Below are 20,068 nucleotides of genomic sequence, written 5' to 3'. Positions count from 1 at the left end.
TCTTTATGTCAATATACGACAGATGCGCGTGATTGTCACCCACCCAACGCGAAGGCGGGTCCGTGGCGCCGGTTTTCCGACGGACCTACGCTCTGTCGACGCTCGCCAGGAAGCGGGCGAAGATCGGATCGAAGCGATCGGGCGAATCCCAGAACGGCGCGTGGCCGGATTTGTCGAGCAGATGCGCCTTGCCTTCCCATAGATTGGAGAATTTCACAGCCGAGACGAAATCGGTGTTGACGAATGGCTCGTCGATGCCGTTCAGAACGGCGATCGGCGGCGTCTTGCCGGCCACGATCTCGCGCTGGTTCCGGCCAGTGCCGGCCGCGAACTTTTCGAACATCAGGCGCCGCGCCCGTGCATCGGTGCGCGCCACCGTGTCGATGAGAAACGGCTCGAACGGCTCGCCGCAAGTGCTGCGCGCATAGGCCTCCACGTCGGCGCCGGTGAAGGTCTCCTGCCCGGCGAGATGCATATGCGGGCTCGGCTTGAATCCGCTGCCGACCTCCTCGGGCGAGACAGGCGGCGTGCCGGTGATCATCAAGCCAAGCAGGCCGGGAAAGCGGTCGATCATCTCAAGCCCGATATGGCCGCCGAGCGACCAGCCGAAGACGATGGCCTTGTCGATGCCGAGCAGCCCGAGCACTTCGGTCATGGCATCGGCATAGCCTTCCATGCTGTAGGAACGCTCTGGATCGATCGCATCGCCGGACGCTCCATGGCCGGGCAGGTCGGGAGCGATGAGGTGATATCGCTCGCCCAACGGGCCGTCCAACTGGTTGCGGAAAACGGCACTGGAAGATGAATTGCCGTGGATCAGCATGACAGCGGTTCCCTGGCCGCTGGTCTCACGCACCGCAATCTTGCCGTGGCTGGTTTCAAGGGTCTTCTGCGAGATCGTCATTGTCCGCTCCGTCGGGAATTGCCCTGTTTTAATGCAGTTGCGCAGCAAAGCGCCACGGCTTCCATACCTTTGCGGGAACCTTGTTCCCGGCCAGGTTGCGTTGAAAAATCCTTTTCAAATAAGAACAATTATGCGTAGATTGTCAATTATCCAACTCCCGATGAACGGGAGGAAAACAGGGAACAGCACGATGAAGCCCAAATCCGCCGCAAGTCGAATCCGCCATATGCTGATGAGCACGACGTTGATCGGCATGTTTGCCGCATCAGCCGCCCCCGCCTTTGCCGACGTCGTCAAGATCGGCGTGCTTGCGCCGCTCACCGGCCCTGCCGCGGCGGACGGCCAGGAATTCCAGCGCGGCGTGCAGATGGCCATCGACGAAGCGAACGCAGCCGGCGGCGTTGCCGGAGATACGTTCGAACTGGTGGTCGGCGACGTCAAGGATCAATCCGCCGGCAACGTCACCAGCGCCGTCGAACGCCTGCTTGGCGATCCGGGCGTGCACTTCATGCTGACCGGCTATGCCAGCCTGACCAATTTCGAGATCGACAACATGGCCGAGGCGGAAATGCCCTACATGCTGGCGGCCACCTCGCAGCAGACCAGGGACATCATCGCGCCGAGCCCCGACAAATACATGTGCTGCTGGTCACTGACGCCTTCCTTCGACGCCTACAACACCGACGTCACCCTGTTCGTCGAGAAGCTCGCGGCCGACGGCAAGATCACCCTGCCGACCAAGAAGGTCGCCATCATCTCGTCCGACAATGCCTATTCGAAGACCATCTCCGAAGGCATGAAGAAGACGTTCAAGGAGAAGGGCTGGACCATCACCGTCGACGAGATCGTACCCTTCGGCGAAGTGACCGACTGGCGTTCGATCCTCGCCAAGGTGCGCGAGAACGTTCCCGATGTCGTCATCAACACCGACTATCTGCCGGGCAATTCGGCGTCGTTCCTCAACCAGTTCCTCGAGCAGCCGACCAAGAGCCTCGTCTTCCTGCAATACGCGCCGAGCGTTCCGGAATTCGTCGAGCTGACCGGCAAGAAATCGGATGGCGTCATCTACAACCTGCTCGGCGGCGCGCTGACGACGCCGAAGAACCCGCGCGCCGATGAGGTGGCAGCCAAGTTCAAGGCAAAATACGGCGTCGAGAGCGGCACCTACGGCGTCGGCCTCTACGAAATGACCAATGTCTATTTCGACGCGGTCAAGAAGGTCGGCGGCGCATCCGACCATGCGGCGATCATGAAGGCGCTGTCGGAGACGGACAAGCAGGTCGCGGAAGGGCGGCTGAAATTCGATCCCGCCACCCACCTTGCCACGCAGGGCGACGACTATATTCCGATCACCTTCTTCCAGATCTGGGATGGCCAGCGCACGCTGATCTCACCGGAGAAATATGCCACCGGCGCCTTCAAGCTCCAGCCCTGGATGAAGTAGGGAATGGCCCTGCTTGAACTGGACGACGTGTCGAAGGCCTTCGGTTCGCTGAAGGCCGTCGATGGCGTGTCGTTCAAGGTCGAGGCCGGCGAGATCTTCGGTATCGCCGGCCCGAACGGCAGCGGCAAGAGCACGCTGTTCAACATCATCACCGGCATCCCGTTCGGGCCCGACCGGGGCCAGATCCGCTTTGACGGCATTGCCATAAACGGCAAATCGGGACACGCCATCGCGCGCCTCGGCCTTGCCCGGACCTTTCAGCGCGAGACCAGCTTCGACGGGCTGACCGTGTTCGAGAACGCGCTGATCGGCGCCAGCTACGGCAAGCAGGAAAAGACAGCGGCCACGGCCCGCAATGCCGCCGCCGAGGCGCTGGAGTTCGTCGGCCTTGGATCCCAGTCGTTCGGCCGGCTTGCCGGCGAATTGTCCGTGTTCGAGCGCAAATGCCTGATGCTTGCCACGGCGATCGCCATGCAGCCACGCATGCTCTTGCTCGACGAGCCGGCATCGAGCCTGACCAAACCCGAGATCGAGACGTCGATCGGCCTGATCCGCCGCACCGCCGAACGCGGCATCACCATCCTGTTGATCGAGCACGTGCTGACTTTCCTGATGAGCCTTTCGCAGCATCTGCTGGTGCTCAACAATGGCCGCGTCCTGGCCGCCGGCGATCCGGCAGGCGTGATCGCCGATCCGCACGTCATCGAGGCCTATCTCGGCACGAGGAGGTCGGCGGCGTGAATCCCATTCTCAGCGTCGAAGGCGTCACCGCCGGCTATGGCCGCGTCACCGTGCTGCACGATATCTCGCTGGAGGCCGGCCGTTTCGGCAATGTCGGCCTGTTCGGCCCCAACGGCCATGGCAAGACGACGCTGCTGCGTGCGATCTCCGGGCTTCTGCAGCCGAAGAGCGGCCGCATCCTGTTCGACGGGCAAGACATTGTCGGCCACAGCGCACGCGCCATCGTCGGCGCCGGCCTGATCCATGTACCGCAAGGCAACCGGCTGTTTCCCGATCTCTCGATCGCCGACTGCATGGCGCTCGGCGCCTATTCGCCGCGGGCCCGGCCGCATGAGGCGGAAAACCGCGAAAAGGTGGTCAAGCTGTTCCCGAAACTGGCGGAACGCTGGCGCCAGCGCGTGCGCACGCTGTCGGGCGGCGAGCGCCAGATGGTGTCGATCGGCACGGCGCTGATGAGCCATCCGCGCCTGCTGATCCTCGACGAGCCGACGCTGGGGCTGGCGCCCAAGATCAAGGACGAGCTCTGCGCCTCCGTCATGGACATTTCGCGCGGCGGCGTACCGCTCATCGTCGTCGAGCAGGACATCGAATTCCTGCTGGAACTGACGCAGCAACTCTACCTCGTCAACCATGGCGCCGTTGCGACCGAGATCAAGCCGGGCGAAAGCCTCGACCACGGCGAGATCATGTCGATGTATTTTGGCCATTAGGAAAATCCGAAGATGAGCGCATTGGCGGAAATCCTGTTCGGCGGCCTGTTCCAGGGCTCGCTCTACGCCATGATGGCGGTCGGGCTGGCTCTGGTCTGGACGACGATCGGCGTGTTCAATTTCAGCCATGGCGTGTTCATGATGCTGGGCGCCTACATCGCCTGGCAGTTGGTCGAACTCGGCCTGCCGGCGGCGGTCGCCTTTCCCATAGCCGTCGTCGTCATGGCCGGCGTCGGCTGGATCCTGCAGGCGAGTGTCGTGCGGCCGCTGATCGGCCGACCCAACATCGTGCTGGTCGTCGTCATCACCACGCTGGCAGCCGGGTCGCTGATCGAGAACGGCGCGCTGACCATCTGGGGACCGCGCTCGAAGCAGATCCCGGCGCTGATCACCGGCAACACCACCATCGGCGGCGTCGGCGTCTCCCTGCACCAGATCGCCATCATCGTCATCACGCCGCTGATCCTGGCCGCACTTTGGATGTTCCTCAACCGCACGCGGCTCGGGCTGGCGCTGCGCGCCGTGGCGCAGAATGAAGATGCCAGCCATCTGGTCGGGCTGAACGTCACCGCGCTCTATGGGCTGGCCTTCGCCATTGCCGCGTCGCTTGCAGGCCTCGCCGGCATCTTCATGGGCGGCTATCGTTTCATGTCGCCGGTGATGGGCAGCGACCCGCTGCTCAAGGCGCTGATCGTCGTCGTCTTCGGCGGCATATCGAGCATCTCGGGACCGATCTTCGCCGCCTATCTGATCGGCTTCTTCGAGGCCGCCTGCAGCTATTATTTCGGCCTGTACTGGACGCCGGCGCTGCTGTTCGGCGTGCTGATCCTGACCCTGATGGTGCGCCCCGAGGGCATCTTTGCCAGCCGCTCCCGAGGCCTAGCATGACCGATACGACATCGCCGGTTACCCTTAGCCACACAGCGGCGGCAACCCCGATTGCTCCCGGCCGTACGCCGTGGAAGCAGGAGGCCATCGGCTTCGTGCTCGGCTTCGCCTTGCTGGCACTGCTGCCGTTGATCTTCGGCGACACCTATGCCCGTCACATCCTGATCATGGTCTTCATCTATGCGATCGTCGCCTCGAACTGGGACCTCAGCCTCGGCTATGGCGGCGTCTTCAATTTCGGCCATCTGGCGCTGTTCGGCATCGGCGTCTATGCCTACAGCCTGCTCACCAAGCTGGCCGAATTCGATCCGTGGATCGCACTGTTTGCCAGCGGTGTCATCGCCACCCTGGCGGCGGTCCTGGTGACCATCCCGATCCTGCGGCTGAAGGGCATCTACATCATCCTGGTCACTTTCGGCTTCGCGCAGCTGGTGATGCAGGTGATCATCAGCCAGTCCGCCATCACCGGCGGCACGCAAGGGTTGGTGCGCATTCCCGGGCTATACGTGTTCGACCACAACATGGTCCGTGACGGCAAATCAGCCTATTTCTACATCGCGCTGGCGCTGCTGGTGGCGAGCACCCTATTCCTGCGCGTGTTCGTGCGCTCACGCACCGGGGCCAGCATCGTCGCCTTGCGCGACAATGAGGAATACGCCATCAGCCGCGGCGTCTCGATCGTGCGCCAGCGCATGCTGACGCTTGCCGCGAGCGCCTTCTTCACCGGCATCGCCGGCGCCTTCTACGCCGCCTACCAGCGCAATGCCTCGATCGACGTCTTCGGCATGAGCCTTGCGACCATCATCCTGTCGATGGTGCTGCTTGGCGGCACCAGCACTATTTACGGCGCCATCATCGCCTCTTTCGTGCTGACGATCTTCGCCGAATGGATGGCCGATTTCGGCGCGTGGCGGCCGATGATCACGGCGGTGCTGATCATCGGCGTGATGCTGGCCTACCCGAGCGGCCTGGTCGGCATGATCAAGGCTTCATGGGGCGCCGTCGCCGGACGCCTGAAGCGCCCGGCCTGACCGTTTCGGACTGGCGGCTCCGCCTCAGCGGATGCCGCACCAGTCGATGACCGAAGCGGCGATCACCTTGGCGGTCTCGACCACCGATTCGACTTCGACATACTCGTCGGAACCGTGAAAGCCGTCGCCTGACGGGCCGAAAATGACACCGTCGACGCCGGCGCCGGCATAGTGCGCGGCATCGCACACGGCGACGAAGCCACGCGCCTGCGGCGCCTTGCCGACCATGGCCTTGCGCTTCATCAGCGATCTCACCAGCGGATGGTCGACCGGCGTGTTCATCGGCGGAAAATGCAGCCCGCCGAGCTCCCATTGGATCGCAGGCGGGTTGTCGCGCAGCCACGCATCGGTCTGCGCGAAATGGTGGACGAACGCCTCGAAATCGCGGCGGTAGTCGGCCGAATTCTCGTCGGGCAGGAATTTCATGTCGAGATCGAGCACCGCGACATCGGGAATGATGGCCGGGTTGGTCATGACGGTCGGCAGGCCGTGCTCGCCAAGGCCGGTGCCGCCATGCATGACGCCGATGTTGATGGTGTTCATGCCGAGCGGCAGCAGCGGATGGGATTTTGCTCGCGTCCGGTCCAGCTCATACTGGCGCACGGCGGCAATGAAGCGGGCGGCGATCTCGATCGCATTGACGCCCGGCTCCAGCCGGTCCTTGTCGTGGCGCTGCGGATAGATCTCGTTGTAGCGCAGCGCCGAATGGGCGTTGCGGCCACGGATCGTCACCCGCGCCCATTCCAGCCCGCCTTCGACCGGCAGGACATCGCCCCAGGTCGGTTCGGCGACCAGCACCGCCTTGGCGAGCTTGCCCTTCTTCACCGCGTCCATGGCGCCGAAGCCGCCGGCTTCCTCATCGACGACCGAGTGGATGGCGAGCCGGCCCTGCAGCGTGATGCCCGCCTTGCGGATCGCGCGCGCGGCGGCGATGCAAGCGGCGACGCCGCCCTTCATGTCGACGGCACCGCGGCCATAGAGCCGGCCATTGGTGATTTCGCCGCCGAACGGATCGACCGACCAGTCCTTCATCGCGCCGACCGGCACGACGTCGATATGGCCGCACAGGATCAGGCTGCGGCTCTCGTCTCCCGCCCATTCGCCGACCAGATTGGGCCGCCCGGGCAAGGCATCCCATTGCTCTGTCCTGAACCCGTCCTGCTTGAGGATCGGTTCGAGCAGCGCCTGGACATCCGCCTCGCGGTTGATCGCCGGATTGGGCTCGAATTTGGGGTTGACCGAAGGGATGCGGACCATGTCGCGGGTCAGGCCGATCAACCAGTCGCGATCGGTCTCGATCTCAGCCTGCACGGCGTCGATGATGGTCTGGTTGTCGGGCATTGTCGCTTCCTTTTCTGCGTCGCGGCGCTTTGCATCGCTGCACTGGGCGCAACGACACTACTTCCTTGTGGTTTTGGATTTGGCGGCGTCGTCGGCCGATGACGATAGGACGGTATCGAGCGTGACCGCATTGGCGCTGCGGATCTTCTCGATGTCCTCGATGCGCTTGCGCACCCCGGCGCCATGGCCCTCCAGCGCGTGGGCAAAGACGGTTTCCATCTGGGCAACGGCCGTCGCCAGCGTGTCGAACGGCGAGTTGGCGTCGATCGCCGCGACCATGGTCAGGTCCGCTATGTCAGATATCGGCGACAGCCAGACGTCGGTGAACAGCAGGATGGAGACGCCGCGCTCCTTGGCCTGCTGGGCAAAGCTCACCACGTCCGACTGGTAGCGCCGGTAATCGAACACGACGAGGAGGTCGCGCTTGCCAAGGTCGATCAACAGGTCGAAATCGGCGGGACTCAACGAACCGATGTCGCGCACGCCGGAGCGGAACTGCAGGAGATAGCCGGCCAGCATGGAGGCGATATGCCGGCTGAACCGGCCGCCCAGCAGCACGACCTGGCCCTTGCTCTCGAGCAGCATGTTGACAGCGCGCGTGTAGGCCTGCACCGGCACAGCCGTGCGCGTACGCTCCAGGCTGTCGGAAACCGAATGGAAATAGGCAAGTGCGGTGCCTTCGCTGGAGCCGCCCGGACGCTTGGCTTCCATCATCAAAAGCGGCGAATGCAGCCTGGATTCGACTTCGGTTAGCAGGCGTGCCTGGAAATCGGCAAAGCCGACATAGCCAAGCTTGGTCATCAGCCGCGTCACGCTCGGGTCGCTGACGCCGGCGCGCCGTGCCAGCCGGGTTGCGGTGCCCAGCCCCGACATCGGGTAATCGGCGAGCAGGACCTGGACGATCTTCTCTTCCGCGGAGGTGAACGCCACGGTCGTGTTGGCCAGTTCTTCGCGGATCGACATGGTCATCGCCTATCGCTGACGGAAGATGATTATCTTACAATTTTGTGAAATGGTGTCAAATCTGGAAAAAGTTTTACAGGATTGAATCTAGCCGCGTAGATCGCCCGCATCCGCCAGAATCCAATCCTTGCTCACTGCCATATGCACTTTCGATCTCGCTTGAGTATCTTGGCGGCGAGCCTGGTTCTCACGGACCCCGTTCCGGGGCCGGTTGTTACGGACGTGAAGTGAGGGTCATAACCTCAATCCAAAACCCCATCAAAGCGTCATTGGTGAACTGGTGCCCGCCGAACACGGATCGTGACAAAGCTGAACTGGCATTCGAACTTTTTCGCCAGTTGATGCATCTTAAGCCCATGGGCTACGAAACTCATATCGTGCCGAGTGATGCCGAACTGGCCCTTGCCGCTCGGGGCGGCGATTGTGGTTGCCTCGGCCTGCTGCTGGAACGTCATCGCGCACGGCTCTATGCGATAGCGCTGAACATGCTCGGCTATGGGTCGGACGCCGAAGATGCTGTGCATGAGACTTTCCTGATCGCGCTGAGGCGCATCGGCGAACTCAAGGATCCGCAAGCCGTCGGTGGCTGGCTTCGCACTGTGTTGCACCGCTGTTGCCTGCAACAATTGCGTCGAAGACGACGCGAGATCTTGACCGCCGACATTCCAGACCGCCCAGACGAACGCGCAAGCATTGAGGAGCGGCTGGAGAAAGTCGCGCTTCGCGAATGGGTTTGGGACGCCCTACGCAAGCTTCCCGAGCCGCTGCAGGCTACCGCCATGTTGCGCTATTTCGGAAGCTATCAGTCTTACGAGGAACTGGCCGCCATTCTGGGTGTCCCGATTGGGACGGTTCGCAGTCGTTTGTCGCAAGCCAAACGCAAGCTTGCCGAGATGCTGCTGGAAACGGCGGGCCTTGCCGACACAGAGGCTCGCTCGCAGTCTCGCGAGCGCCAGCGATTCTACTCCGAAATTTTCAATGGGCTCAACCAGCATGGCGAGCGTGACCGCTTCCTTGGGCACTTTGCAGAGGACCTGCATCTTGTCCGCGGGACGAGCAAACCAGTGCTGGGTCGCTCATTCCTTGCCTGGGAAGTCGACGCCGACACGGAAGCCGGCGTCCGCCTGGAACCGCAGCGCATTCTCAGCGCCAGCCAGGTCACTGTGATCGAGGGACTATTCGTCAATCCGCCGGAAGACCCTTTCCACTGCCCGCCGGGTGTCGTCCTGGTGATCTTTCAGCGAGACGGCAAGGCCCGACGCTTGCATCTTCATCTTTCGCCGCGTCCGCCTAGAATCGACGACGACTGATCGAACTTTTTCTCCCGTCCGTGACTCCTTACAGCACGCGGGCATCATCTGGCCCGGACGCAAATGGTTCCAAAGAGGAGAGAGATCATGTTCGCCTTCGCAGTTTCCCATGTTGCTTCCATCGCACACCACGGCGAGCTCGGGCCCAGCCGCTCGCGCCGCCTCCTTCACACGGCGTTCGCATCGACTGTCGTCTGCGCCACATTGTTGTCATCAGGCTTAGGCTGGGCCGGTCAGGCTGAGGTCGACGCCACCTATAAGGACGTCGAGCGGACGCTCGGCTCGGTGCCGACCTTTCTCCATCAGGTTTCAAAAGCAGCGCTGCCGGGCGCCTGGGCAGAGGTGAAGGCTCTGCAGTTCTCCAGCGAAACCGCCCTGCCGCCGAAGGTCAAGGCTCTGATCTCGCTCGCCGTCTCCGCACAAATTCCCTGCCAGTATTGCATCTGGGAAGACACCGAGAGCGCAAAACAGGCGGGCGCAACGGAGGACGAGATCGAAGAGGCCGTCGCTATCGCCGCTCTGTCACGGCACTGGAGCACGATCTTCAACGGCATGCAGGTCGACTTTGAGACCTTCAAGAAGGATCTCGGCGGCGACGCTCAGGCTGCCGCGCCTGCCAAGTAGCGCGAGCCTTGTCGGCACATTGTCGGGATTGGGGCCAGGCCGCGGCAACCGTCGTCGGCATCCGCGGACCGGAATAGGGAGTGGAATTCTCATTTTACAGGGAGGTAAAGATGCCAGTAGTCTTCGGAGAAACCGTCAGCACAGTCAAAGATATCGTGTCCGTGCTAAAGAAACACGGTGACGCGGTGCGTGGCACCTATCGTGCCCGCTACCGCTTCGACCCGCAATCAGGCGATCCTTACACAACACCGCTACTGGAGCGACCGGCGAGCCTCAAGGACAATTCGCCGACCGCCGTCTTTCCCTGGGAGCAGATCTTTGCCGCGGCGGCTGTGTGCGCCGGCTCGGATTATCCGATGCTGGCAGCGCATGCGGGGGTCGATCTTCGTTCGGTCGATTTCATCGCGGAAGGCGTGTTCGACCCGCGTGGCGAGTTCGACGGACTTGATGGGCTCACGGCGCCCGTGGACGCCCGGCATTGCTACGTGTCCCTGCACCTCAGCGCGACCGTGTGTTCTTCGGCGCCCCGCGCCGATCTGGAGAAAATTCATGAGCGCGCGATCTCGCACAACATGGTGCTTGGCGCCCTTAGAGGAATTCCCATGACCAGCGAATTGGTGATTCACCAGGCGTGATCCTTGTCGCAGAACTCGCCCGCTGGGCGGTCTGTGGCTTAGTCCCGCCGGTTGCGGCCGGCGGGCCAAATGTGCCTCGTGCACGTTTGCGCCACCACGATCCTGGCAATTTCGCGGGGCGATCTGCTCGAAAGGCAACGGATGGCGGCCGACAGCAACGAGCCGACTGCCCGCTGCAGTAGCGCGCTGCTCGCCAAGTGTTATAGCGCGGAAGGGTTCGGCATTGCGAACCCCGTGACCGCCCCGGCCATCGATATGGCGCAACACATTTCGATACTGGATCGAACGGTGCTTTCGCCCTCTATTTGAAACTGGCGATGGGCAGGAATTTCACCGCGGAGCCGGTGAAGCGGCGGTGATCGGACGTCCGTCCCCGCGGTTGGAATCCATCGAGATAGACATGCTCCGGCGCCGTGCGGATGAAATTGGCGGCAATCATGGGCGCCCCTGTTGATGCGGCCCCACCGGTAATAGCGCGATCTGCCTCGGAATCGGGGCGCCGCTGGACACGATCGGCCTTGGGGTTCGTCCTGACGCGATCTTCTGGCTTTGACGCCGGCGCCGCGATCCGCTCGCCGGCCAGCCCGTCGTCGGGGTGATGCATGGCCAGCAAGACACCGATGGCATCGCCAGATTTGGCTGCTTCCAACTGGCGCGTCGGGCTTGACTGGCTTTCCGGCCGCCATGTCGGCAATGGGACGTTGAGCGCCATCATCTCCGGCGCGACGCTCGTGGCAGCGGCATCGGCATTCGCGGCGTCCGGCTTGGCAACGGCCAGCTCGGCCTGCGCCGTGGACGCGCCGGCGATTGCCAACGGTGCGGTTTCCGGGGTGGGAACGGGTGCCGTGAACTCGGCGCGCGGTGCGAAGGCCGGCAGCGGCACTGAGCCCGGCGCCATCGCCATGACGATCGCTTCAGGCGTCTTCCCCTTCTGCCCGGCAAGCGGTTCTTCGCCTGGATCGCTGCCAGCAATCTGGATGTCCGCCCGCTGGGCATCCTGCGGCGGCACGATAGCGATACCCTGTCCGGCCGGTCTGGGTTCGACGGACCTCGCCGGTTTGCGTGGCGCCGGCACCGCTTCGGCGACATCATCGGACTCGTCTGCGCCGCCCCCGCCCAAGAGCGTCGCCAGCAGGCCACGCGGCCTGCGTTGGCCGCCGTCGACGCTTGCCAGCTCGATGTTGGGCGTGCCGGCGCCCTTGCGCGATTTGTAGGCGGCAAACGCCTGCTCATAGCCGGGCAGCGGTTTGCCGTCGCTCGGCACATGCAGTGTGTTGCCGTTCGGAAATACCTTGGCGAGTTCCTGGCGGCTGATGCCCGGCCAATGCCGCACATTGCCGACATCCATGTGTATGAAAGGCGAACCGGAGGTGGGATAATAACCCACGCCGCCGCCCTGCATTTTGAGGCCGATGTCGCGCAGTTTCTTCAGCGGCACATCCGGCAGGAAGAAGTCCATCGCGCGGCCAACCATGTGTTGGCTCTCCCGGGCCACACCCTTCGAGCGGCTGCGCAGCATGGCGTTCGTCGCCGGCGAACGATAGGCGCTGACCACATGGATATAGGCTGTCGAGCCGCTGGCGCGATAGGCCTGCCAGACAAGATCGAGCAGGCGCGGATCCATCTTCGTCGGTTCGTTGCGACGCCAGTCGCGCAGCATGAGATTGATCTTCTTCAATCCCGCCGGATCATAGCGCCCATTGCGCTTGAAGACGATTTCAGCCTTCTCGCCCGTATGGAGATGTTGAATCCTCAAAGCACGCGTCTCCGCGAACGCGCCGGTAGCGCACAGGCAAAGGAACGCTGCGATGATAGCAGGCAGGGTCCAAAGACGGGAAGCACCGGGGGCGTTTTGCACGTTTTCGCTCACGTTCATGCCTTGCACGTTCTTTTGTTTCGGGCGATTTAGATTTCCGCCCAGATCAGGAGCCTTTCGGCCCTCTTCCTGACAAGCATGGGTCTGACCGGCGAAGACGGACATCCATGCCACAATACGTCATGTCGATGAATAGCATCTTGGTTAATGAATCGTGTCTTGCCGGGATGCGCTTCGGCTGGATTTGCCTGTGGCAGCCATTTTCTGAAGCAATGAACCGCTGACAGGGTCTGCCGGCACGAGAGCCGCGCCATCCCATGTACCCGCCTCGCCCTCGCAAATGCAGAGGACGATCGTGCGGCAACAGGGATGTTGGAAACTGGTGCTGCGAGAGAGGATTGAACTCTCGACCTCTCCCTTACCAAGGGAGTGCTCTACCACTGAGCTACCGCAGCCGCTGATGGCGGGGCTTCTGCCATATCGAACCGGCAAGCGCAAGGCCAAGTGCAACGCTTCTGTGAAAGGCTTTGCCGGATGGCTTTTAATGACATGGCAGTGCCACAATGTTGGCTATCCCTGAACAGCAAGCTGGTGGGTCGCCGGCGGGGATGGGGCGATGGACGACAAGACAATTCCAGTGAAAAAGGATGGTCCACCGAAAAGCAGCGCAACAATCCGCAAGGATCGGCTCGCCGAGCAATTGCGCGCCAATCTGCAGAAGCGCAAGGCGCAGTCGCGCTCGCGGCGGACCGGCGAGGCCGACCTGCGCCCGGACGGGCTCGCTGCATCGAAGAAAATACAAAAAGATTAACTCAAATAGGTCACTCTTGGCCTGGGGTGGGCGAAATCCTATTTCTTGAACCAGATTGGCCAATGGTCTAGACGGGCCGCTACTCAAACGATTGAACCGGCCCTTTTTTGGCCGAGAGGGACGTTCTTCCATGGATCGCATCAGAATTGTCGGGGGCAACAAGCTCTCCGGAAGCATTCCGATCTCGGGCGCGAAAAACGCGGCGCTGCCTTTGATGATCGCCTCGCTTTTGACCGATGACACGCTGACGCTGGAAAACGTGCCGCATCTGGCCGATGTTGAGCAGCTGATCCGCATCCTGGGCAATCACGGCGTCGATTATTCGGTCAATGGCCGCCGCGAGAAGCAGAATGAGGGCTATTCGCGCACCATCAACTTCTCCGCCCGCAACATCGTCGACACCACAGCGCCCTACGAGCTGGTGTCGAAGATGCGCGCCTCGTTCTGGGTGATCGGCCCGCTGCTGGCCCGCATGGGCGAAGCAAAAGTGTCGCTGCCGGGCGGTTGCGCCATCGGCACGCGGCCGGTCGATCTGTTCCTCGAGGGCCTCCAGGCGCTGGGCGCTGATATCGACGTCGACACCGGCTATGTCATCGCCAAGACCCGGAATGGCCGCCTTGTCGGCAACCGCTATATCTTCCCGAAGGTCTCGGTCGGCGCCACCCATGTGCTGATGATGGCCGCGGCACTCGCCAAGGGCGAGACGGTGCTGGAAAATGCCGCCTGCGAGCCCGAGATCGTCAACCTGGCCGAGTGCCTCAACGCCATGGGCGCGAAGATTTCCGGCGCCGGCACGCCAACCATTGCCATCGACGGCGTCGAATCGCTCTCCGGTGCGCGCGTGCGCGTCATTCCCGACCGCATCGAGACCGGCACCTATGCGATGGCCGTCGCCATGACCGGCGGCGACGTCGTGCTCGAAGGCGCGCGTGCGGACCTGCTGCAGACCGCACTGGACGTGATCGCCCAGACGGGTGCGGAGATCACGCCGACCAATTCCGGCATCCGGGTGAGGCGCAACGGCGCCGGCATTTCGCCGGTCGACGTGACGACAGCACCCTTCCCGGCCTTCCCGACCGATTTGCAGGCGCAGTTCATGGGCCTGATGACCATGGCCAAGGGTAAGTCGCGCATCACCGAGACGATCTTCGAGAACCGCTTCATGCATGTGCAGGAACTGGCGCGGCTCGGCGCTCACATCACGCTTTCGGGCCAGACGGCGATCGTCGACGGCGTGCCGAAGCTGAAGGGCGCGCCGGTCATGGCGACCGATCTTCGCGCCTCTGTCTCGCTGGTCATCGCCGGCCTGGCGGCGGAAGGCGAGACCACGGTCAACCGCGTCTACCACCTCGATCGCGGCTTCGAACGGCTGGAAGAAAAGCTGTCCAACTGCGGCGCGGTGATCGAACGGATTTCGGCGTAGCCCGCGACCTCGGCTCCTCTCTAGCAACGCAGGAGATTGGCGAAATCCTTCGCGGCAGCGTCCTTCTCCCCGTCACTATCCGGGGAGAAGTGCCCGGCAGGGCGATGAGGGGCAGCGCAGAGCTGCAGCTGTTGGTGCGGTTGCACCGATCGCCAAGACCGCCTAACAGAAGGCTGAACAATCAACCTTCAGGTGCGAAATCCGTATGACCGCCCTTAAGCTTATCGCGCTCGACGACCAGGATCTGAGCATCGTTTCGGCTCATGTCCAGGATGCCGTGCTGAAAGTCAGCGACCTCGAATTCCTCCCCGCGGCCAAGCGTTTCCTGCTGACCATGAACCGTTTCGTCTGGGAGGCAAAATCCGGCCTGTTTCGCCAGCATAATGAGCGACGGCAGGCCGTGCTGCATTTCGACCGCGTGCTCGGGGCCAAGACCAGCGGTATTGACCGCGACAAGCCTGCCGAAGTCCTGTCGCTGCTGGCGATCAGCTTCATCGAGATCAGCAAGCCGGCCGGCATCGTCGAGCTGATCTTCTCGGGCGGCGGTGCGATCATGCTCGACGTCGAGTGCATCGAGGCCCGTCTTGCCGACATCGGCGGGGCGTGGGAAGCCACCTCGCGCCCCATCCACAAGGCCTGAGCGTCCGATGGCCATCACGCTTCGTCAGTCCGATGCCGATTTCGAGCAACGTTTCGCCGCCTTCCTCACGACCAAGCGGGAGGTCTCCGCCGATGTCGATGCCGCGGTGCGCGACATCATCGCGCGCGTGCGCGCCGAGGGCGACGCGGCACTGATCGACTATACGCGGAAATTCGATCGCGCCGATTTGACCGGCCTCGGCATTGCCGTGTCTAAGGAAGACATCGCAACCGCCTACGAAACGGCCGACCCAAAGACGATCGAGGCGCTGGAGTTCGCGCGCGACCGCATCCGCTCGCATCATGAACGGCAGCGGCCGAAGGACGATCGCTATACAGATGCCGCCGGCGTCGAGCTCGGCTGGCGTTGGACGGCGATCGAGGCCGTCGGGCTCTATGTGCCGGGCGGTACGGCGAGCTATCCGAGCTCGGTGCTGATGAACGCCGTGCCGGCCAGAGTGGCCGGCGTCGAGCGCATCGTCATGGTCGTGCCGGCGCCGGGCGGCATCATCAATCCGCTGGTGCTGGTGGCAGCGGACATATCAGGCGTGTCCGAAATCTACCGCGTCGGCGGCGCGCAGGCGATCGCCGCCCTCGCCTATGGCACCGAGACAATCCGGCCGGTCGCCAAGATCGTCGGCCCGGGCAATGCCTATGTCGCGGCAGCCAAGCGCCAGGTTTTCGGCACCGTCGGCATCGACATGATCGCCGGGCCATCGGAAGTGCTTGTCGTGGCCGACGGCAGCAACGATCCGAACTGGATCGCTGCCGACCTGCTGGCCCAGGCAGAACACGACGCTTCGGCGCAGTCGATCCTGGTCACCGACGATCCGGCTTTCGGCATCGCGGTCGAACAGGCGGTCGAGCGCCAGTTGCAGAGCCTGCCACGCGCTGAAACGGCAGCGGCGAGCTGGCGCGATTTTGGTGCCGTGATCCAGGTGTCGGCCATCGACGCCGCGCTGCCGCTGGTCGATCGCATCGCCGCCGAACATGTCGAACTGGCCATCGACGACGCCGAGGGCTTCCTGTCGCGGATGCGCAATGCCGGTGCGGTCTTTCTCGGCCGCCACACGCCGGAAGCCATCGGCGACTATGTCGGCGGCTCCAACCATGTGCTGCCGACGGCGCGCTCGGCGCGTTTCTCGTCCGGCCTGTCCGTGCTCGATTTCGTCAAGCGCACGTCGATCCTCAAGCTTGGACCGGAGCAGTTGCGTATCTTGGCGCCGGCGGCGATTGCGCTGGCCAAGGCGGAGGGTCTTGACGCGCATGGACGCTCCGTCGCCATACGGTTGAACATGTAGGCGGCGATGTCTGGCCCCGATCAAACCCGCGCCAGGCTGATCGATGTCGAACTCGATGAATCGATCGGCCGGTCAACGCCGGATGTCGAGCATGAACGTGCAGTGGCGATCTTCGACCTGATCGAGGAGAACAGTTTCCAGCCCGTCAATGACAGCGGCGACGGCCCTTACCGGCTGAAACTGTCGCTGGCCGAGCAGCGGCTGGTGTTTGCCGTGGCGCGCGAGGATGGCACCGCCGTCGTCACCCATATCCTGTCGCTGACGCCGCTCCGGCGCATCGTCAAGGATTACTACATGATCTGCGAAAGCTACTACGACGCCATCCGCTCCTCGACGCCGAGCCATATCGAGGCGATCGACATGGGCCGCCGCGGCCTGCACAATGAAGGTTCGCAGACGCTGATGGACCGGCTGTCCGGCAAGATCGACATCGACTTCGATACGGCGCGCCGGCTGTTCACGCTGGTCTGCGTGCTGCACTGGCGGGGCTAGCCCTGTCGCCCGGCGCCCTGCCCCGTTCGATCCTGTTCCTGTGCGGCATGAATGCCGTGCGCTCGCCAATGGCGGAGCAGCTGGCGCGCCGGATGCTGCCCGCCACCGTCTTTGTCGCTTCGGCCGGCGTTCGCGCCGGCGAGCGCGATCCGTTCGTCGATGCGGTGCTGGCCGAAGAAGATCTCACGCTGGGCGAGCGCCACCCAAGGACGATGGACGATCTCGAGGACGACTATTTCGACCTCATCGTCACGCTGGCACCCGAAGCGCACCACGCCGCACTCGAACTCACCCGCTCGCTCGCCGTCGAGGTCGAATATTGGCCGACGCCGGACCCGACCGACGCCGGTGGCACGCGCGAACAGATCATGGCAGCGTACCGGGACGTCCGCGAGCGGCTGAAGGTGCGCATAGGCCGACGTTTCTTGCTTCCAGAGGCAAAAAACGCGACGGATTAAGCGTGTTCACAAGCGGACGATTATCATATAGGTTCCGCCGAAATTCCGGCCAGGGTGCTGGAACTACCATCCAAGCAAAGGTATCGAATGCCGAAGGAAGAAGTCCTCGAGTTTCCGGGTGTCGTGACGGAATTGTTGCCGAACGCGATGTTCCGGGTAAAGCTCGAAAACGAACACGAAATCATCGCCCATACGGCCGGCCGCATGCGCAAGAACCGCATCCGCGTGCTGACCGGCGACAAGGTTCTGGTCGAGATGACGCCATACGACCTGACCAAGGGCCGCATCACCTATCGTTTCAAGTAAGCAAAGCCCGACTGGTCCGCGATGAGCATTTTGCAGAAGCTGGTGCTTGCCTCGGGTTCGCCGCGCCGAATCGAGCTCTTGCAGCAGGCCGGCATCGAGCCGGACCGCGTGCTGCCGGCCGATATCGACGAGACGCCGCTGCGTGCCGAGCATCCGCGCTCGCTGGCCAAGCGGCTGTCGAAGGAAAAGGCCGAAAAGGCGTTTGCGTCACTGAAGACCGAAGCCGACTATGCGCCGGGTTTCGTGCTGGCCGCCGACACGGTGGTTGCCGTCGGGCGGCGCATCCTGCCCAAGGCAGAAACCCTCGACGACGCCGCCAACTGTCTCGGGCTGTTGTCGGGCCGTTCGCATCGGGTCTATTCCGGCATCTGCCTTATCACCCCGGGTGGCAAGCTGCGCCAGCGCCTGGTCGAGACGCGGGTGCGTTTCAAGCGGCTGCCGCGCGAAGAGATCGACGCCTATATCGCCTCGGGCGAATGGCGCGGCAAGGCGGGCGGCTACGCCGTCCAGGGCCTCGCCGGCGCCTTCGTCGTCAAGCTGGTCGGCTCCTACACCAACATCGTCGGGCTGCCGCTGTATGAGACCATCGCGCTGCTGAGCGGCGAAGGCTTCAAGGTGCATGGCGGCTGGCTGGCGGGAACCCGGCTGTGAATTCCGATCCCAAAGTCACGCCCTTGCGCCCAAAGCGCCCCTGTCCCGAATGCGGCAAGCCCTCGGCGCGCGACAGCTTTCCGTTCTGCTCGACGCGCTGCAAGGACATCGACCTCAACCGCTGGCTGAAGGGCGCCTATGTCATCAAGGCCCGCGATGACGAGGAAGAGACGGAACCCGACGCTCCGAAATGAGGTCGTCAGGCGGCCTCGGTCTTGCGCGCCACCCGCGCCCAGCCCGGCAGCCAGTCGCCGTGAGCGGCCAAGAGATCATCGACCAGTGACCAGATCTGGTCGAGATCGAGTTCGGCCGCGGTGTGCGGATCCATCATCGCCGCGTGGTAGATGTGCTCGCGGTTCTCGGTCATCAGAGCCCGCACCGTCAGTTCCTGCACGTTGATGTTGGTGCGGATCAGCGCGGTCAATTGCGGCGGCAGGTCGCCTATATAGGTCGGCTGGATGCCGGAGGCATCGACCAGGCACGGCACTTCGGCGGCGCAATCGCGGGGCAGCGAGGTGATGCACCCATTGTTGCGGACATTGCCGTAGATCACCGACGGCTCGCCGGTCCAGACTGAATTCATGATCGAGGAGGCATATTCCCGGGACTGCTCTACCTCGATGCGATCGGCCGAGCGATAGGCTTCAGCCTGCCCCTTCCAGCGCTCGATCTGTTCGATGCAGCGCTTGGGATATTCATCAAGCGGGATGCCGTACTTCTCAATCAGGTCCGGGCGGCCGTCCTTGATGAAATAGGGTGTGTATTCGGCGAAATGTTCCGAGCTCTCGGTGACGAAATAGCCGAGCCTGGTCAGCATCTCGTAGCGCACCTTGTTGGGACAGCGCGGGTTCCAGCCGGGCTTGGGCGCGCGGCCTTCGCGATAGGCGCGCACGAGATCTGGGTAGAGGTCGCGGTAGGAACCGTCCGGCTGGCGATGCTCGAACTTCAGATAGAACGCCATGTGGTTGATGCCGGCCGAGCGATAGCGGATCTCTTCGTAGGGAAGGTCGAGGTCTTCAGCCAGTTCCATTGCCGTGCCCTGCACCGAATGGCAGAGGCCGACCTGCCTGATCGCAGGGTATTTCTCTGCTATCGCCCAGGTGTTGATCGCCATCGGGTTGACATATTGCAGCATGATCGCCTGCGGGCAGACGGCGAGCATGTCTTCGCACACCTTCCACAGATGCGGCACGGTCCTTAAGCCCCGCATGATGCCGCCGACGCCGAGCGTGTCGGCGATCGTCTGGCGCAGGCCGTATTTCTTCGGCACCTCGAAGTCAGTGACGGTGCAGGGCTCGTAGCCGCCGATCTGGAAGGCGACGACGACGAAATCCGCGCCGGCCAGCGCCTTGCGCTGATCCGAATGGGTCTCGGTCTTCGCCTTGACGCCAAGCGTCGCGATCAGCTTGTTGACGACAATGGCGCTCTCTTCCAGCCGCTGCGGATTGATGTCCATCAGCGCGATCGTTGCGCCGGACAGCGACGGGCGCTGCAGCACGTCGCCGACAATGTTCTTCATGAACACCGTCGAGCCGGCGCCGATGAACGTGATCTTGGGATTTCTTGCCATGCTAACCTCC

General features: G+C 63.1%; 22 protein-coding genes and 1 tRNA gene. 17 read left to right on the top strand and 6 right to left on the bottom strand.

What is annotated here, in order from left to right; all coding sequences use genetic code 11:
- Positions 1–85: 85 nt before the first annotated feature.
- The gene (locus LB559_RS10010; protein ID WP_224673943.1) at positions 86–904 is read right to left on the bottom strand and encodes an alpha/beta fold hydrolase; all 819 of its coding nucleotides are present in this window, start codon (positions 902–904) and stop codon (positions 86–88) included.
- Between the two features lie 190 nt (positions 905–1,094).
- Between LB559_RS10010 and LB559_RS10005 the strand changes: the two genes are divergently transcribed.
- The 5 genes from LB559_RS10005 to LB559_RS09985 are packed head-to-tail and all read left to right on the top strand — an operon-like array spanning position 1,095 to position 5,718.
- Complete coding sequence (locus LB559_RS10005; RefSeq protein ID WP_224673942.1) at positions 1,095–2,348, top strand: ABC transporter substrate-binding protein; 1,254 nt, start codon at positions 1,095–1,097, stop codon at positions 2,346–2,348.
- 3 nt (positions 2,349–2,351) lie between these two features.
- A complete protein-coding gene (locus tag LB559_RS10000; protein ID WP_127366362.1) occupies positions 2,352–3,089 on the top strand; it encodes an ABC transporter ATP-binding protein in 738 nt (245 codons plus the stop codon).
- Positions 3,086–3,799, top strand: a complete 714-nt coding sequence (locus tag LB559_RS09995; RefSeq protein ID WP_013530211.1) for an ABC transporter ATP-binding protein — start codon at positions 3,086–3,088, stop codon at positions 3,797–3,799. The genes LB559_RS10000 and LB559_RS09995 overlap by 4 nt, the downstream gene beginning before the upstream one ends.
- A 12-nt stretch (positions 3,800–3,811) precedes the next feature.
- A complete protein-coding gene (locus LB559_RS09990; RefSeq protein WP_063170049.1) occupies positions 3,812–4,687 on the top strand; it encodes a branched-chain amino acid ABC transporter permease in 876 nt (291 codons plus the stop codon).
- Positions 4,684–5,718: a branched-chain amino acid ABC transporter permease gene (locus LB559_RS09985; RefSeq protein WP_224673941.1), complete on the top strand. Its 1,035-nt coding sequence runs from the start codon at positions 4,684–4,686 to the stop codon at positions 5,716–5,718. Before LB559_RS09990 ends, LB559_RS09985 begins: the two co-directional genes overlap by 4 nt.
- Before the next feature lie 24 nt (positions 5,719–5,742).
- Here the strand turns inward: LB559_RS09985 and LB559_RS09980 are convergent, their stop codons facing one another.
- A complete protein-coding gene (locus LB559_RS09980; protein ID WP_063170048.1) occupies positions 5,743–7,059 on the bottom strand; it encodes a M20 family metallopeptidase in 1,317 nt (438 codons plus the stop codon).
- Positions 7,060–7,116: 57 nt separating this feature from the next.
- Positions 7,117–8,022: a MurR/RpiR family transcriptional regulator gene (locus tag LB559_RS09975; RefSeq protein WP_127366532.1), complete on the bottom strand. Its 906-nt coding sequence runs from the start codon at positions 8,020–8,022 to the stop codon at positions 7,117–7,119.
- A 227-nt stretch (positions 8,023–8,249) separates the two neighbouring features.
- On the opposite strand from LB559_RS09975, the gene LB559_RS09970 reads away from it, so the two are divergent.
- The 3 genes from LB559_RS09970 to LB559_RS09960 all read left to right on the top strand — a co-directional run bounded on the left by LB559_RS09970 (position 8,250) and on the right by LB559_RS09960 (position 10,591).
- Positions 8,250–9,332, top strand: a complete 1,083-nt coding sequence (locus tag LB559_RS09970) for an RNA polymerase sigma factor (protein WP_224673940.1) — start codon at positions 8,250–8,252, stop codon at positions 9,330–9,332.
- Positions 9,333–9,419: 87 nt separating this feature from the next.
- Positions 9,420–9,956: a carboxymuconolactone decarboxylase family protein gene (locus LB559_RS09965; RefSeq protein WP_024504783.1), complete on the top strand. Its 537-nt coding sequence runs from the start codon at positions 9,420–9,422 to the stop codon at positions 9,954–9,956.
- Between the two features lie 110 nt (positions 9,957–10,066).
- A complete protein-coding gene (locus LB559_RS09960; RefSeq protein WP_013530204.1) occupies positions 10,067–10,591 on the top strand; it encodes an OsmC family protein in 525 nt (174 codons plus the stop codon).
- A gap of 301 nt (positions 10,592–10,892) precedes the next feature.
- On the opposite strand, the gene LB559_RS09955 is transcribed toward LB559_RS09960, so the two are convergent.
- Complete coding sequence (locus LB559_RS09955) at positions 10,893–12,467, bottom strand: DUF882 domain-containing protein (protein WP_063170045.1); 1,575 nt, start codon at positions 12,465–12,467, stop codon at positions 10,893–10,895.
- Between the two features lie 320 nt (positions 12,468–12,787).
- Positions 12,788–12,862, bottom strand: a tRNA-Thr gene (locus tag LB559_RS09950).
- A gap of 161 nt (positions 12,863–13,023) precedes the next feature.
- On the opposite strand from LB559_RS09950, the gene LB559_RS09945 reads away from it, so the two are divergent.
- The 9 genes from LB559_RS09945 (at position 13,024) to yacG (ending at position 18,682) form a co-directional block, all read left to right on the top strand.
- Complete coding sequence (locus LB559_RS09945) at positions 13,024–13,218, top strand: hypothetical protein (RefSeq protein ID WP_013530202.1); 195 nt, start codon at positions 13,024–13,026, stop codon at positions 13,216–13,218.
- A gap of 130 nt (positions 13,219–13,348) precedes the next feature.
- On the top strand, positions 13,349–14,641 hold the full coding sequence (gene murA / locus LB559_RS09940; protein WP_013530201.1) for a UDP-N-acetylglucosamine 1-carboxyvinyltransferase: 1,293 nt from the start codon (positions 13,349–13,351) through the stop codon (positions 14,639–14,641).
- A gap of 205 nt (positions 14,642–14,846) precedes the next feature.
- On the top strand, positions 14,847–15,281 hold the full coding sequence (locus LB559_RS09935) for a DUF2948 family protein (RefSeq protein ID WP_013530200.1): 435 nt from the start codon (positions 14,847–14,849) through the stop codon (positions 15,279–15,281).
- A 7-nt stretch (positions 15,282–15,288) separates the two neighbouring features.
- Positions 15,289–16,581: a histidinol dehydrogenase gene (gene hisD / locus LB559_RS09930; RefSeq protein WP_224673939.1), complete on the top strand. Its 1,293-nt coding sequence runs from the start codon at positions 15,289–15,291 to the stop codon at positions 16,579–16,581.
- Positions 16,582–16,587: 6 nt separating this feature from the next.
- Positions 16,588–17,073 carry a UPF0262 family protein gene (locus tag LB559_RS09925; protein ID WP_013530198.1) on the top strand — a complete coding sequence of 162 codons (486 nt, stop codon included), beginning with the start codon at positions 16,588–16,590 and terminating at the stop codon, positions 17,071–17,073.
- Entirely contained in the window at positions 17,061–17,531 is a 471-nt protein-coding gene (locus LB559_RS09920; protein ID WP_013530197.1) for a low molecular weight phosphatase family protein, read from the top strand. The genes LB559_RS09925 and LB559_RS09920 overlap by 13 nt, the downstream gene beginning before the upstream one ends.
- Before the next feature lie 87 nt (positions 17,532–17,618).
- Positions 17,619–17,837 (top strand): translation initiation factor IF-1, encoded by a 219-nt coding sequence (infA, locus tag LB559_RS09915; protein WP_006200926.1) that lies wholly within the window; start codon positions 17,619–17,621, stop codon positions 17,835–17,837.
- Between the two features lie 21 nt (positions 17,838–17,858).
- Entirely contained in the window at positions 17,859–18,488 is a 630-nt protein-coding gene (locus tag LB559_RS09910) for a Maf-like protein (protein ID WP_013530196.1), read from the top strand.
- Complete coding sequence (yacG, locus tag LB559_RS09905; RefSeq protein WP_224673938.1) at positions 18,485–18,682, top strand: DNA gyrase inhibitor YacG; 198 nt, start codon at positions 18,485–18,487, stop codon at positions 18,680–18,682. The genes LB559_RS09910 and yacG overlap by 4 nt, the downstream gene beginning before the upstream one ends.
- A gap of 5 nt (positions 18,683–18,687) precedes the next feature.
- On the opposite strand, the gene LB559_RS09900 is transcribed toward yacG, so the two are convergent.
- Positions 18,688–20,058, bottom strand: coding sequence for an alpha-glucosidase/alpha-galactosidase (locus tag LB559_RS09900; RefSeq protein WP_224618678.1), 1,371 nt, complete (start codon positions 20,056–20,058; stop codon positions 18,688–18,690).
- Positions 20,059–20,068 lie beyond the last annotated feature (10 nt).

The organism is Mesorhizobium sp. BR1-1-3 (genome assembly GCF_020165455.1).
Taxonomy (GTDB): domain Bacteria; phylum Pseudomonadota; class Alphaproteobacteria; order Rhizobiales; family Rhizobiaceae; genus Mesorhizobium; species Mesorhizobium ciceri.
The sequence above is the reverse complement of the archived record's forward strand: the minus strand, read 5'-3'. Positions and strand labels throughout refer to the sequence as shown.

What these genes read in the sequence shown, in the direction of transcription:
- LB559_RS10010 (WP_224673943.1), bottom strand. Translation starts at nt 904, where the DNA reads ATGACGATCTCGCAGAAGACCCTTGAAACCAGCCACGGCAAGATTGCG.
- LB559_RS10005 (WP_224673942.1), top strand. Translation starts at nt 1,095, where the DNA reads ATGAAGCCCAAATCCGCCGCAAGTCGAATCCGCCATATGCTGATGAGC.
- LB559_RS10000 (WP_127366362.1), top strand. Translation starts at nt 2,352, where the DNA reads ATGGCCCTGCTTGAACTGGACGACGTGTCGAAGGCCTTCGGTTCGCTG.
- LB559_RS09990 (WP_063170049.1), top strand. Translation starts at nt 3,812, where the DNA reads ATGAGCGCATTGGCGGAAATCCTGTTCGGCGGCCTGTTCCAGGGCTCG.
- LB559_RS09985 (WP_224673941.1), top strand. Translation starts at nt 4,684, where the DNA reads ATGACCGATACGACATCGCCGGTTACCCTTAGCCACACAGCGGCGGCA.
- LB559_RS09980 (WP_063170048.1), bottom strand. Translation starts at nt 7,059, where the DNA reads ATGCCCGACAACCAGACCATCATCGACGCCGTGCAGGCTGAGATCGAG.
- LB559_RS09975 (WP_127366532.1), bottom strand. Translation starts at nt 8,022, where the DNA reads ATGTCGATCCGCGAAGAACTGGCCAACACGACCGTGGCGTTCACCTCC.
- LB559_RS09965 (WP_024504783.1), top strand. Translation starts at nt 9,420, where the DNA reads ATGTTCGCCTTCGCAGTTTCCCATGTTGCTTCCATCGCACACCACGGC.
- LB559_RS09960 (WP_013530204.1), top strand. Translation starts at nt 10,067, where the DNA reads ATGCCAGTAGTCTTCGGAGAAACCGTCAGCACAGTCAAAGATATCGTG.
- LB559_RS09955 (WP_063170045.1), bottom strand. Translation starts at nt 12,467, where the DNA reads ATGAACGTGAGCGAAAACGTGCAAAACGCCCCCGGTGCTTCCCGTCTT.
- LB559_RS09945 (WP_013530202.1), top strand. Translation starts at nt 13,024, where the DNA reads ATGGACGACAAGACAATTCCAGTGAAAAAGGATGGTCCACCGAAAAGC.
- murA (WP_013530201.1), top strand. Translation starts at nt 13,349, where the DNA reads ATGGATCGCATCAGAATTGTCGGGGGCAACAAGCTCTCCGGAAGCATT.
- LB559_RS09935 (WP_013530200.1), top strand. Translation starts at nt 14,847, where the DNA reads ATGACCGCCCTTAAGCTTATCGCGCTCGACGACCAGGATCTGAGCATC.
- hisD (WP_224673939.1), top strand. Translation starts at nt 15,289, where the DNA reads ATGGCCATCACGCTTCGTCAGTCCGATGCCGATTTCGAGCAACGTTTC.
- LB559_RS09925 (WP_013530198.1), top strand. Translation starts at nt 16,588, where the DNA reads ATGTCTGGCCCCGATCAAACCCGCGCCAGGCTGATCGATGTCGAACTC.
- infA (WP_006200926.1), top strand. Translation starts at nt 17,619, where the DNA reads ATGCCGAAGGAAGAAGTCCTCGAGTTTCCGGGTGTCGTGACGGAATTG.
- LB559_RS09910 (WP_013530196.1), top strand. Translation starts at nt 17,859, where the DNA reads ATGAGCATTTTGCAGAAGCTGGTGCTTGCCTCGGGTTCGCCGCGCCGA.
- LB559_RS09900 (WP_224618678.1), bottom strand. Translation starts at nt 20,058, where the DNA reads ATGGCAAGAAATCCCAAGATCACGTTCATCGGCGCCGGCTCGACGGTG.